Annotated in this window: 10 protein-coding genes and 1 pseudogene; 3 read left to right on the forward strand and 8 right to left on the reverse strand. The window is 72.5% G+C overall.

What is annotated here, in order from left to right; translation table 11 throughout:
* The first annotated feature begins 43 nt into the window (after positions 1-43).
* Complete coding sequence (locus tag WME85_RS02190; protein ID WP_437834880.1) at positions 44-1,267, forward strand: YcaO-like family protein; 1,224 nt, start codon at positions 44-46, stop codon at positions 1,265-1,267.
* Positions 1,264-2,703 (forward strand): TfuA-like protein, encoded by a 1,440-nt coding sequence (locus tag WME85_RS02195; RefSeq protein WP_437834882.1) that lies wholly within the window; start codon positions 1,264-1,266, stop codon positions 2,701-2,703. Before WME85_RS02190 ends, WME85_RS02195 begins: the two co-directional genes overlap by 4 nt.
* 122 nt (positions 2,704-2,825) lie before the next feature.
* Here WME85_RS02195 and cobJ read toward each other — a convergent pair.
* The 8 genes and pseudogenes from cobJ to WME85_RS02235 form a co-directional block, all read right to left on the reverse strand.
* Positions 2,826-4,091, reverse strand: a pseudogene (cobJ, locus tag WME85_RS02200) (precorrin-3B C(17)-methyltransferase).
* The gene (locus WME85_RS02205; protein WP_437834884.1) at positions 4,084-5,223 is read right to left on the reverse strand and encodes a cobalt-precorrin 5A hydrolase; all 1,140 of its coding nucleotides are present in this window, start codon (positions 5,221-5,223) and stop codon (positions 4,084-4,086) included. The pseudogene cobJ and the gene WME85_RS02205 overlap by 8 nt, the downstream one beginning before the upstream one ends.
* Positions 5,220-6,020 (reverse strand): precorrin-2 C(20)-methyltransferase, encoded by an 801-nt coding sequence (gene cobI / locus WME85_RS02210; protein ID WP_437834886.1) that lies wholly within the window; start codon positions 6,018-6,020, stop codon positions 5,220-5,222. The genes WME85_RS02205 and cobI overlap by 4 nt, the downstream gene beginning before the upstream one ends.
* Positions 6,017-7,315 carry a precorrin-6y C5,15-methyltransferase (decarboxylating) subunit CbiE gene (cbiE, locus tag WME85_RS02215; protein ID WP_437834888.1) on the reverse strand — a complete coding sequence of 433 codons (1,299 nt, stop codon included), beginning with the start codon at positions 7,313-7,315 and terminating at the stop codon, positions 6,017-6,019. Before cbiE ends, cobI begins: the two co-directional genes overlap by 4 nt.
* Positions 7,312-7,998, reverse strand: a complete 687-nt coding sequence (locus WME85_RS02220; RefSeq protein ID WP_437842224.1) for a precorrin-8X methylmutase — start codon at positions 7,996-7,998, stop codon at positions 7,312-7,314. Before WME85_RS02220 ends, cbiE begins: the two co-directional genes overlap by 4 nt.
* Before the next feature lie 89 nt (positions 7,999-8,087).
* Positions 8,088-9,224, reverse strand: a complete 1,137-nt coding sequence (locus WME85_RS02225) for a cobalt-precorrin-5B (C(1))-methyltransferase (protein ID WP_437834890.1) — start codon at positions 9,222-9,224, stop codon at positions 8,088-8,090.
* 16 nt (positions 9,225-9,240) lie between these two features.
* Positions 9,241-9,975, reverse strand: coding sequence for an FAD-dependent oxidoreductase (locus WME85_RS02230; RefSeq protein WP_437834892.1), 735 nt, complete (start codon positions 9,973-9,975; stop codon positions 9,241-9,243).
* Positions 9,976-10,005: 30 nt separating this feature from the next.
* The gene (locus WME85_RS02235; RefSeq protein ID WP_437834894.1) at positions 10,006-10,398 is read right to left on the reverse strand and encodes a DUF3209 family protein; all 393 of its coding nucleotides are present in this window, start codon (positions 10,396-10,398) and stop codon (positions 10,006-10,008) included.
* 138 nt (positions 10,399-10,536) lie between these two features.
* On the opposite strand from WME85_RS02235, the gene WME85_RS02240 reads away from it, so the two are divergent.
* On the forward strand, positions 10,537-12,438 hold the full coding sequence (locus WME85_RS02240; protein WP_437842226.1) for a CASTOR/POLLUX-related putative ion channel: 1,902 nt from the start codon (positions 10,537-10,539) through the stop codon (positions 12,436-12,438).
* Positions 12,439-12,443: the final 5 nt, after the last annotated feature.

The following is a 12,443-nucleotide window of genomic DNA, read 5'->3' on the forward strand; positions in this document are numbered from 1 at the left end:
GGGGCGCCTGAGCCCGCGCCGCTCCCCGCGAGATCCTGACGACATGACCCCGCCCTCCACGCACAAGACCTTTCTCCGGGGCACGCACCGCCTGGTCAGCCCGGCGGAGACCGTCGAGCGGGTGCTCCCGATGACGCGCGCCACGGGGATCACCCGCGTCGCCGACGTCACCGGGCTGGACGTCGTCGGGATCCCGGTGGTGATGGTGTGCCGGCCCAACGCCCGATCCGTGTCGGTCTCGCAGGGAAAAGGGCTCGACATCGATGCTGCGCGCGCGTCCGGGCTGATGGAGGCCATCGAGCAGTGGCACGCCGAGCACATCCTGCAGCCGCTCCTCTTCTGCACCGCCGCGGAGCTCTCGGCGCGGCACCGCCTCGTCGACCTCGCCGGGCTGCCGCGGCTCTCGATCGGCTCCTTCCACCCCCATCACAAGATGCTCTGGATCGAGGGCGAAGACATCATGAGCGGCGGCCCGCTGTGGGTGCCGCTCGAGGTGGTCCACTCCGATTACACCGTGCCGCTCCCGCCCGGCAGCGGGTGCTTCTTGACCACGTCGACGGGGCTCGCCTCGGGCAACCACCGGCTCGAGGCCGTGCTCCACGGGCTCTACGAGGTCATCGAGCGCGACGCGGTGGCGCTGTGGCGCGCGGCCGGGCCGGCGCGCCGCGCGCGGACGCGCCTGGATCTCGGCACCGTGGACGATCCGATCTGCCGCGAGGTGCTGGCCCGCTTCGATCGGGCCGACATCGCGGTGGGCGTGTGGGACGCGAGCAGCGAGTTCGGGCTGCCGGTCTTCGTGGCGGAGATCGTCGACCGCGTGCCGCACCCGGGACGCGTCCTTTACGTGAGCGGCGGTCAGGGGTGCCACCGCTCCCGCGCCGTCGCCCTGGCGCGCGCCCTGACCGAGGCCGCCCAGAGCCGCCTGACCGCCATCGCGGGGGCGCGCGACGACGTCGACCGGGCCGCGTACGAGCTGTTCCGGTCGCCGCCGCGGATCGCCGCGGCGCGCTCGGAGATAGAGCAGTTCGAGGGGCCGTGGCGCTCCTTCGGCGCCGCGAGCGACGGGTTCAGCGAGCGCTTCGACGAGGATCTCGCCGCGGCGCTCGCGGCGCTGCGCGGCGCCGGGCTCGGCCAGGTAGCGGTCGTGGATCTCACGCGGCCTGAGCTCGGGCTGCCCGTCGTCCGCGTCGTCGTGCCGGGGCTGGAGAGCATGTGGGACGCCCCTGGGTACACGCCTGGACCGCGCGCGCAGGCGGTGTCGTCGTGATCGTCCTGTTCACCGGGCCCAGCCTGCCGCCCGCGGAGGTGCCCGCGCTCCCGGAGCTGCGGGTCTTGCCGCCCGTCGCCCAGGGAGACGTCTACCGGGCCGCGCGCGAGCGACCGTGGGGGATTGGCATCGTGGACGGCTTCTTCGAGCGCGTCCCGGCGGTCTGGCACAAGGAGATCCTCTGGGCGATGTCTCAGGGCATCCATGTGTTCGGCGCGTCGAGCATGGGCGCGCTCCGGGCCGCCGAGCTGGCCGACTTCGGCATGGTCGGCGTGGGCCGGGTCTTCGAGCACTATCGTTCGGGCGCGCTCGGCGCCGACGACGAGGTCGCGCTCGCGCACGCATCCGCCGAGCACGGCTATCGGTGCACGTCGGAGGCCCTCGTCAACATCCGTGCGACGCTCGCCGCCGCTGTCGAGGCGAAGATCTGCGAGCCGGCGCTGGCCGAGCGGCTCGTCGCCGTCGCCAGGGGGCTGTTCTACCCCGATCGCACCTGGCCAGCGGTGCTCCAGGCGGCCCGAGCCGCGCAGGAGGCCCCGCGCGTGCTCGACGCGCTGGAGCGGTGGCTCCCCGCCGGGCGCGTGGATCAGAAGCGCCTCGACGCCCTCGCCATGATCGAGGCCATGCAGGCCGCCCGCGCCACGCGTCGAGGACCGCTGGAGCCCGGCTTCATCTTCCAGCGTACCGACGTCTGGGAGCGGGCCGTCGATCGCATGCGCGCGACCCGGCTCGACATCGACCCCGGCGCGGACGTCGACGCCCTGCTCGACGAGCTGCGCCTGCTCGGGGACGAGCCGCTCTACACCCTCGCGGTCCAGGGCGCCCTGCTGCGCGGCCTCGCCGAGGAGGCGGCGGAGCGCAACGGGGTGAAGGTCGGCCCCGCGCACCTCGAACGCACGGCCATGGAGTTCCGGCGCGAGCGAGGGCTGTACACCGGGCCCTCGACCCGCGCGTGGCTCGGCGAGCAGGGGCTCGACGCCAGGTCCTTCGCCGACATGATGGCGCGAGAAGCGAAGCGCCGCTGGACGGCCGACGTGTGCGAGCCGGAGGTCCGCCGTCACCTCGTCGACCAGCTGCGCGCCATGGGCTGTTACGGGCGTCTCGCGAAGCAGGCTCGCGCCAAGCAGGCCATGGTGGAGCGTGAGGGCCTGGACGCGCTGGACCTGGCGGGCAGCGGCGTCAACGACACGGACGCGCTGTGGCGGTGGTATTTCACCGAGCGGCTCGGCAAGCCGATCCCCGAGGATCTGGAGACCTACGCCGCGCGCCTCGGCTTCGCGAGCGTGGAAGCGCTGCTACGATCGGTGCTGATCGAGCGCTGGTGCACGGAGCTCCGCCGGACACCGGACATCCGCCCTTCCGGTGCGCCCGCGCCGAGCGAGCGCCAGGACGCCGCGGGCTCGCCGGAGAGCCCCGAGGTCCCGCCGGCGAGATAGCCTATTTCATGAGAGAACGCCGGAATGCTGGGTGCATCGGCGTCATGGAGCTCGTGCTCACTTCGGCGGAGGGAGTCAGTAGAAGCGGCTCTCCCGCGCTTTTGCCGGGTCAGGAGCCGAGCTCAGAGGCAGCGCAGCACGTTGTCGCGCACGAGCTGCCAGATGGTCTCGGGGATGTCCCCGAGCCACCGCGCGTCGCGCTCGACCGGCGCCTCGGCGTCGTCGAGCGGGTCGTCGGGGCTGTACACGAGCCGCCACAGCCGCTCGCTCACCGAGCCGTTCCGGTCGATCACGAAGCGCTGGACCAGCTTCTTCGCGAGCTCCTCGCCCTCGACGTCGAGGAGCAGCGCCGGCGCCGCCACCTTCACGTCACGCAACGGCTTGAGCCGGAGATACGCCCCCTTCACGAGCTCCGCCTCGTCCGGCGGCTCGAACCCCGCCTCGCGGAAGTTGACCGGAGCCTTGGTGTTGCCGACGAGGTAATACTCTCCCTGGGTCTCGGCGAGGATCGCGCCGCCCAGCCTCCCTACGCGTGCCATCTAGACCTCCTCTGCTGCGGTGGAGCTCTCGTCCGAGAGCACGAGCGTGCGCCCCGGCGTCTGGCCCGGGAGCGCTTCCCCATCCCATGTGTACTTGTTGGTATATCCGCGCGGCGTGACCATGTATCCCTCGAACATGAAGGTGTTGGTCGACCCGACGAGCACCGTGGTCAGCATCCCGATCTCGTACTCCAGGAAATGGTCGAGATCGGTGAGCACGGCGCTCTCCAGCTTGCGGTAAGCGCTCTTCACCAGCGCGACAGGCGTCGTGCCCGCGCGGTGCTGGCGGATGATCTCCTGGGCCCGCACGATCTGGCGCGTGCGCCGCCCGCTCGCCGGATTGTAAAGGCCGATGACGAAGTCGGCGGCGGCGGCGGCCTCGAGGCGCCGCTCGATGACCGGCCACGGGGTCAGGAGATCGGACAGGGAGATGGCGCAGAAGTCGTGGCCGAGCGGCGCGCCGACGAGCGAAGCGCACGCGTTGAGCGCGGTCATGCCGGGCACGATGCGCAGCTCCGGCGACTCGCCCCGCTTCCAGCCGATCTCCTCGAGCACCTGGAAGACGAGCCCGGCCATGCCGTAGACGCCCGCGTCGCCCGACGAGATGATCGCGACCCGCGCCCCGTCCCGCGCCCGCTCCACCGCGGCGCGCGCCCGGCCGATCTCCTCGGTCATGCCGGTCTTGATCACCTCTTTCCCCTCGATGAGGTGCTTCACCAGCCGGATATAGGTCGTGTACCCCACGATGAGGTCCGACGCCGCGATCGCCTCGAGGGCGGCGCGGGACGCGTGCTCCTCGGCGCCGGGGCCGATCCCGACGATCGACAGGACTCCTCTGCTGTCACCCATGGCTCTCCTCGACACTGCGCTTCGCAAAGGGGATACGCGCCACGGCGAGCGTCATGGACCGCCCCACGCCCTCCTCCGTGTACGCCCGCTTCGGCACGAGCAGCTTCGTGGCCCCTGCCGCGCGCAGGGCCGCCGGCTCGGCGACGCCCCGGGCGCCCACGTGCTTCTTCACGGTCTCCGACGGGTTCTCGATCCCCTCGGTCCCGTCGAGCTCCTCGGGCGTGAACGTGACCAGCGGCCACCCCCGCCGCGCCGACAGCGCGAGCAGCGCCTCCTCGTCGGCCTTCTTGTCGATCGTCGCCAGCGCCTTCACGCTCCTCGCCGAGAGCCCGTGCTCCTCGAGCAGCCTGTCGACCCCGCGCTCCACCATGTCGAGCGGCGCGCCGCGGTCGCAGCCGACGCCGAGGACGAGGCTCTTCGGCCGGTAGACGACGGCGCGCTCGACGATCGCGGGGTGCGCGCGGGCGAGGTCGCGGTCGCTCGCGACGAGGAGGATCTCCCACGCGTCGGGGTCCACGCCGTCGAGCGACGTCGCGTAGCGCACGCCGGGCGGCAGCGGCTTGTCCTCGGGCCAGAACGACGGCTCGCCCGTCTCCTGCACGAACAGCACGGGCGCGGCGTTCACGACCGCGGCGCAGCCGCGGGTCACGTTGCGGTCGGGGTCGTCGAGCGTCCAGCCGAGCTCCCGGCCGAGGATGTCGACCGTCAGCGTCCCGAGCGCGTCGGACGCCGTGGTCACCACCGGCTGCGCGCCGAGCAGCGAGGCCACCTTCTCGGTGAACGCGTTGCCCCGCCCGACGTGCCCGGAGAGCACGCAGATCGAGAACCGCGCCGTGTCGTCGACGCAAACGACCGCCGGGTCGACCTTCTTGTTCTTCAAGAGCGGCGCGATCATCCGCACCACGGCGCCGACGCTGATCACGAAGACGTGGCAGTCGTAGGCCGTGAACGCCTCGGTGAGCAGCGGCCCCATCGGCAGCGGCAGCGGCTTCGCCCCCTCCGGCGCCCCGTCGAACAGCTTCTGCGACACGTAGAGATCCGCGCCCGGGAGGCCCTCGAGGAGCTTCCGCGCGATGGCGATCCCGTGGCGCGTGATCGCGTAGAGGGCGTACGGCTTGCGCGCGGCGATCATGACACCTCCGGTTCGTCGAGCGTCTTTTCGAAGCTGCCCGGCAGCGAGGCCTCGGCCTCCCCGACGAGGAGCCCGCTGCGCTCCCCGCGCGTGACCACGACCATGGCGAAGCAGTCGCCCCGCTCGCCCTCCGCGGCGCGCAGGTCCCGGACGATGCGCTGCTCGGGCATCGTCGCCTTGGACACGAAGACGGCCCGATCGAGCAGGCCCGCCCGCGTGAGCGCCTCGGTCACCTTCGGCATCTCCGGGCCGATCTTCATCAGGACCACGGTGTCGAAGCGCCGGAGCACGTCGGTCAGGTCGTCGACGCCGTAGGTGGCGGGGAGGATGGCGATCCGCTCCTGCCCGTCGGCGAGCGACAGCCCGCTCACGGCGGGGACCGCGGTGACCGAGGTGACGCCGGGGACGACCTCGACCTCGAGCCCGGGGAGGCGGCGGAGCGCCTCGCGGCGGACATAGACGAACGTGCTGAAGAGCGACGGATCCCCCTCGGTGGCGAAGGCGACGGAGAGGCCGCGCGAGAGCCGCTCGACGATCTTGTCGACGGCCGCCTCGACGTAGGGCCGGACGCGATCCGGGTCCTTGCTCATGGGGAAGGTGAGGAGCAGCCGCTCCTGCTCCGGCCTCTTGCCGACGACCGGCGAGAGGATCCGGTAGGCCATCGAGGCGCCGAAGTCCGAGCTGCGGGGGAGCGCGAGCACGTCCGCGCCCTCGAGCACGCGCACGGCGCGCAGGGTGAGCAGGTCCGGCGCGCCGGGGCCGACGCCCACGCCGTACAGCTTGCCGAGGCCGCTCATGACGCCTCCGGCCGCGCCGCGCCGGCGGGCGCCCCGGCCTCCGCGGGGTCCTGCGCCTTCGCCGGCTTCGTCGCGGCGAAGATGTGGATCGGGTTCAGCGCCTCGTAGCGCATGTAGCGCGCGAGCGGGACGCCGCGCGAGACCGAGAGCAGGGTGATCTCGGGGTCGAGCCCCCGCGCCCGGAGCGCGCGGTACGTCTCGGCCACGTTCTCCATCGTGATCGCGTTGACCACGAGCCGGCCGCCGGGCCGCAGTCGATCGAGCGCCGCCGCGATGATCTCCTCCATGCTCCCCTTGCTCCCGCCGACGAACACGGCGTCCGGGTCCTCGAGCGCGCCGAGCGCCTCGGGCGCGCGGCCCGCGACGACGCGCACGTTGTCGACCCCGTGCGTGCGGACGTTGTCCCGGCAGATCTCCACGCCCTCCGGGTCGACCTCGATCGCGTAGACGCGCCCGAGGGGGCAGAGCATCGCCGCCTCGATCGAGACCGACCCCGAGCCGGCGCCGACGTCCCAGACCACGGCGTCGGGGCGGATCGCCATCGACGCGATCGAGAGCAGGCGCACCTCGCGCTTCGTGATCAGGCCGTTCTTCGGCATGCGCTTCGCGAAGGCGTCCTCGTGCAGGTAGGGGACGGCCGGCGCGGGCCGCCACGCCGGGTCGCTGCGCAGGAGCAGGAGCACGTTGAGCGGCCCGATGTCCTCGCACGCCGCGAGCGCGGCGAGGTCGAACGCGCGCACGCGCTCGCCCGCGCCCGCGAGGCTCTCGCAGACCCACGCCTTCCACGCGGTGTCGCCGTGCTCGACGAGCCGCGCCGCGAGGCGGGCCGGGCTGTTCTCGCCGTCGGTCAGCACCGCGACCTTCGAGAGCCGGCGGAGGCGCGTCGCGAACCCCTCGGGCGAGCGACCGTGGACCGAGACGAAGGCGGCGTCGTCCCAGGCGATCCCCGTGCGCGCGAACGCCCACTGGACCGAGCTGAGGCTCGGGATGATCTCGACGTGCTCGCCGCCGAGCTTCCGGACGACGAGCGCGCCGACGCCGAAGAACAGCGGGTCGCCCGAGGCGAGGATGCACACGTTCTGCTCCGCCGACAGGCTCTCCACGCGCTCGAGCGCGGCGGAGAGCCCGCCCTTGAGGGCGATCTTCTCGCCGCGGAACTGCGGGAAGAACTCGAGGTGCCGCTCGCCCCCCACGAGGACCTCGGCCCGGGCGACGGCGGAGGCGGCGCGGCTCGACAGGCTGGCGCACCCGTCGTCGCCGATGCCGACGATCGTGACGGCGCGGCGGGCGCTCATCGGGCCACCTTCGCCGGGCCCGTCGAGCCCGACGGCAACGTCGGCTCCGCGGGGTCCGCCGAGAGGAGCAGCAGCGCGTGGACGATCGCGACGGCGATCGGGCTCCCGCCCTTGCGCCCGCGCGCCACGATGGAGGGCAGGCCGGACTCGAGCAGGGCCTCCTTGGACTCCGCCGCCGACACGAACCCGACCGGCACGCCGATCACGAGCGCCGGCCGCGCGCCCTCCTCGCGGGCGAGGCGCACCACCTCGAGCAGCGCCGTCGGCGCGTTGCCGATGGCGACGACCGCCCCGTCGAGCAGCCCGAGCCGGTGCGCCTTGCGCATCGACTCGATCGCGCGGGTCGAGCCCGCCGCCGAGGCGGCCTGGATGACGTCGTCGTCGGAGATGAAGCAGTGGATCTTGCAGCCGTACGAGGCGAGCCGCTGCTCGTTCAGGCCGACGCCGATCATCTTCACGTCGACGAGGACCGGCGCGCCGCCCCGGAGCGCGTCGATCCCCCGCTCGATCGCCTCGGGATGGAGCCGCATCAGCGACGAGAACTCGAAGTCCGCCGTCGCGTGGATCACGCGGCGGACGACCTGCCACTCCGCGTACGGGAACCCGTGGTCGCCGACCTCCTCGTCGATGATCGCGAAGCTCCTGTCCTCGATGCGCCGCCCGAGCGCGGTCATCTGCCGCATGTCGTTGGCCGCGGGCGCTCCGTCATCGCTCCTGGCATCGGACTTGGCATCGCTCCTGGAATCGGTCTTCGTATCGACCTTGGCACCGCTCATGGGTCCTCCGCTCTTTCTGCGCTGGCTGCGCTGGCGGCGCCGGCCGGATACCGGCCGAGCAGCGCCCCGTTGAAGTCGACGAGGCAGGCGTGCACCTCGAGGGCGCCGCCCGCGTGACGCGAGGTGTGCTCGACGACGCGCCGGCAGATCCCGCCCGCGACGCCGGTGAGCCCCTCGCGCTGGCACAGCTCGAGCACGTGCCGCGCGGTGTTCGCCTGCCGGATCTCCGCCGCGATCTCCGGCCGCGCGCCGAGCTCCTCGGCGATCTGCGCGAGCAGCTCCATGCTCACCTCCGAGCCGGCGGCGTGCGTCATCATCTTGCCGTCGGCCATCTTCGACAGCTTGCCGATCATGCCGACGATGATCGCGCGGGCGATCCGCCGCCGCGCGGCGTGGCGGACCCCGGTGCCGATGAAGTCGCCCACCTGGATGAACGCGTCCTCCGGGAGCTCCGGGTAGAGCTTCATCGCGTACGCCTCGGACTTGCCGCCGGTGGTCAGCGCGAGCGTCGCGATGCCGCGCTCGGCGGCGACGTCGATCGCCTGCACGACGCTCGCGCGGAAGGCGGCGGTCGAGTACGGCTTCACGATCCCGCTCGTCCCGAGGATGGAGATCCCGCCGATGAGCCCGAGGCGCGCGTTGATGGTCTGCTTCGCCATCTCCTCGCCCTGGGGGACGCTGAGCGTGACCGTGGCCCCGGCGAAGCCCGAGCCCTCGAGCTCCTCGAGGACCATCTCGGTGATGTTCCGGCGCGGCACGGGGTTCACGGCCGGCGCGCCGACCGGCAGCCCGAGCCCCGGCTTGGTGACGACGGCGACCCCGTCGCCGCCGCGGATCTCGACGCCCGGCTCGCGGCGGAGCTCGACCTCGGCGACGAGCTCGGCGCCGTGGGTGCAGTCCGGATCGTCGCCGGCGTCCTTGATGACGCTGCACGTGGCGCGCTGCCCGTCGCGGTCGCAGCGCTGCAGCGGGAAGGTCACCTTCTGCCCGTTCGGCAGGGTCGTCTCGATCGCGTCGACCGCCGCGCCGCGCGCGAGCACGCGCGCCGCCGCCTTGGCCGCGGCGGCCGCGCAAGCGCCCGTCGTGAACCCCTCGCGCTGCCCTTTCGGGTCCCTCGGCCGGAGCTCTGCCATCCAGAATCCTGAACGATTACAACGACTTCTTCATGGGGTTGTTGAAGAAGCTCTCCAGGAGCACGCTGCCCTCCGGCGCGCCGAGCGAGGCCAGCCGGTCGCGGATCGGATAGATCACGGCGCCGTCGCCAGCGCAGAGCGCGGCGTCGTAGGGCGCGGCGGCGGCGTGATCGCCGACGAGCGCGCACGCGCGCGCCGGCCGCTCGGGGTGGCCGACCGGGAGGAAGTCGCCGGCGACCGTCAGGCGGACGGCGGCGGGGAGGCGCTCGCGGACGAACCGCTCCGAGACGAAATGGTCGCCGGGCTCGACCAGCCAGAGCAGGTCGAGCTGCGCGGCGCCGGCGGCGGCCGCGCTCCGGGCGATCCCGAGCGCCGCGGTGATCCCCGTGTCGGTGGCGACCACGAGCGCGCGGCCGGAGAAGCCGGGCGGGAGCCGCAGCTTGCCCCAGGGGCCGCTCCACTCGAGCTCCGCGCCGACGGCGATGTCGTTGAGCACGTTCGACCCCGGCCCGGCGCCGACGCGCTTGACCGCGATCTCGACGGCGCGCTGCTCGGCGTCGCTCGAGAGCATCGAGTAGGCGCGCTTCGCGAGCTTGCCGCCGGGCAGGGTGACCCCGGTGTTGATGATCACGTACTGCCCGCCGGCGAAGCCGAGCTCCGCGCCGTCGACGCGCTCGACGCGGAGGAGCCGGGCGCCCTGTCCGAGCGGCTCCGCGTGGGCGATCCTGATCTTCGCGCTGCCCTGGGCCATGGGTCGACTCCGTCTCCTCTGCTTCTCTGCTTACTCGGACTGCTCTGCTTGCTCTGCCGGGTAGATCTCGTGAACGAAATCGTGCATCTCCTCGAGCTCCCGGTAGAGCCGGGCGAGCCCGTCGACCTGGGCGCGGAGGTCGAGCTCGACCTGCTTCGTGAGGATGAGGAGCGAGCGCAGGTAGGCCAGCTTCGCGTCGCCCGCCGGGGTCTTCGCGACCTTCTCCTGGAGCTCGGCGAGCGACCCCTCGAAGAGGCGCGAGAGGTTCTTGAGGTCCCCGGCGCGCAGCATCGCGGAGACCGGCCCCGGCTCCGCCGCCGCGGGGCCGAGCTCGGCGAGCTCGTGCGCGCGCTCGCCGGGGTCGTCGATGCCGAGGATGTTCATGAGCCCAAGGCGGAGCGCGGCGATCTCGTGACAGGCCATATCGGTTCTCCTAATCGGCCCCCTCCTACCAGCTAGGGAAGAGGGCGGGAAGGCGCGGTTCGACGGGCGCCCTGTCCGTGCTAGGTGGCCCCCCGCGCCGCGCCCTCGAGGCGCGCGGCGCTGGTGCGCCCCATGCCCATGCAGAAAGTCACCTTCGTCGATCGTCTCCACTACCGCTTCGACCTCACCATGGCGAAGGGCGCGCCCGCGCTCATCGCGTGGCTGTTCGCGCTCTCGACCGCCATGGTCGTCGCGTTCGCGGCGGTCGTCGTGCTCCTCGGGCTCGCCCCGGCGGAGGACGGCGCCCCTGTGTCGTTCCCCTCCGCCCTCTGGATCACGCTGATGCGCGCGCTCGACGCCGGCACCGTCGCCGGCGACACGGGCAGCCGCGGCTACCTCGCCGCGATGTTCGCCGTCACGCTCGGCGGCATCTTCATGGTCAGCATCCTCATCGGCATCATCACGAGCGGGATCGAGGCCCGCGTCGGCGAGCTCCGCAAGGGCCGCTCGCTGGTCTGCGAGGAGGGGCACACCGTCATCCTCGGCTGGTCGCCGCAGATCTTCTCGATGATCCAGGAGCTCGCGATCGCGAACGAGAGCCGCCCCCGCGCCGCGATCGCCGTGCTCGCCGAGAAGGACAAGGTCGAGATGGAGGACGAGATCCGCGCGCGCGTCGGGTCGACCGGCCGGACGCGCGTCGTTTGCCGCACCGGAAACCCGAGCGATCCCGCGGAGATCGCCATCGTGAACCCGGACGCCGCGCGGTCGATCATCATCCTCTCCCCCGAGGAGGGGAACCCGGACTCGCGGGTCATCAAGTCGATCCTGGCGCTGACCAACAGGGCGGGCCGCAAGGAGGGCCGCTACCCGATCGTCACGCAGATCCGCGACCGGCGGAACCTCGACGCCGCGCGGCTCGTGGCGCGCGACGAGGCGGCGCTCATCCTCACGGAGGACGTGCTCTCGCGCATCACGGTGCAGACCTGCCGCAGCGAGGGCCTCAGCGTGGTCTACAGCGAGCTGCTCGACTTCAAGGGCCACGAGATCTACACCCGCGCGGAGCCCGCGCTCGCGGGCAGGTCGTTCGGCGAGGCCCTGTTCGCGTACGACGACTGCGCGGTCATCGGGCTGCGGCTCCGCTCTGGTGAGGTGCGGCTCAACCCGCCCATGGACGCGCGGATCGAGCCCGGCGACGCCGTGATCCTCATCGCCGAGGACGACAGCGCGATCGGCGCGCCGATGAGGCGCGCGCCGCCCGTCGAAGAGCGGGCGATCCGCGACGGCAAGCCCGCCGCGCCGCGGCCCGAGCGCACGCTCCTCCTCGGCTGGAACCGCCGCGCGGTGGCGTTCATCAACGAGCTCGATCACTACGTCGCGGAGGGCTCCGAGGTCACCGTCGTCGCCGACGTCCCCGACGTCGCGGCGCAGCTCGAGGCCGACCGCGGCGAGCTCCGGAACCTCACCGTCAGGCTCGAGCAAGGCGACACGACCGACAGGCGCACGCTCGACCGGGTCGTGGGGGCCTACGATCACGTGGTGACGCTGAGCTACGCCGACGCGCTCGACCCGCAGGAGGCGGACGCGCGCACCCTGATCACGCTGCTCCACCTGCGCGACATCGAGGCGAAGCGCGGCCAGAGCTTCAGCATCGTGAGCGAGATGCTCGACGTGAGGAACCGCGAGCTCGCCGAGGTCGCGCAGGCGGACGACTTCATCGTGAGCGACAAGCTCGTCAGCATGATGCTCGCGCAGATCTCCGAGAACCGGGATCTCGCCGCGGTCTTCGAGGATCTCTTCGATCCGGAGGGGTCCGAGCTCTACCTGAAGCCCGCGGGCGACTACGTGCGCCTCGGTCGTCCGGTGACCTTCGCCACCGTCGTCGAGGCGGCGCGGCGCCGCGGCGAGGTAGCTGTCGGCGTCCGCCTCGCGGCGCAGGCCGACGACGCGTCGCAGGCCTACGGCGTGAAGGTGAACCCGAGGAAGCGCGCGAAGCTGACGCTCGACCGGGGCGACCGGATCATCGTCCTGGCCGAGCAGTAGCCCGC

The sequence above is a fragment of the Sorangium sp. So ce1153 genome, assembly GCF_051521595.1.
Taxonomy (GTDB): domain Bacteria; phylum Myxococcota_A; class Polyangia; order Polyangiales; family Polyangiaceae; genus Sorangium.

Coding starts and splice junctions, on each gene's coding strand:
- WME85_RS02190 (WP_437834880.1), top strand. CDS start 44: ATGACCCCGCCCTCCACGCACAAGACCTTTCTCCGGGGCACGCACCGC.
- WME85_RS02205 (WP_437834884.1), bottom strand. CDS start 5,223: ATGATCGCCGCGCGCAAGCCGTACGCCCTCTACGCGATCACGCGCCAC.
- cobI (WP_437834886.1), bottom strand. CDS start 6,020: ATGAGCGGCCTCGGCAAGCTGTACGGCGTGGGCGTCGGCCCCGGCGCG.
- cbiE (WP_437834888.1), bottom strand. CDS start 7,315: ATGAGCGCCCGCCGCGCCGTCACGATCGTCGGCATCGGCGACGACGGG.
- WME85_RS02220 (WP_437842224.1), bottom strand. CDS start 7,998: ATGCGGCAGATGACCGCGCTCGGGCGGCGCATCGAGGACAGGAGCTTC.
- WME85_RS02225 (WP_437834890.1), bottom strand. CDS start 9,224: ATGGCAGAGCTCCGGCCGAGGGACCCGAAAGGGCAGCGCGAGGGGTTC.
- WME85_RS02230 (WP_437834892.1), bottom strand. CDS start 9,975: ATGGCCCAGGGCAGCGCGAAGATCAGGATCGCCCACGCGGAGCCGCTC.
- WME85_RS02235 (WP_437834894.1), bottom strand. CDS start 10,398: ATGGCCTGTCACGAGATCGCCGCGCTCCGCCTTGGGCTCATGAACATC.
- WME85_RS02240 (WP_437842226.1), top strand. CDS start 10,537: ATGCAGAAAGTCACCTTCGTCGATCGTCTCCACTACCGCTTCGACCTC.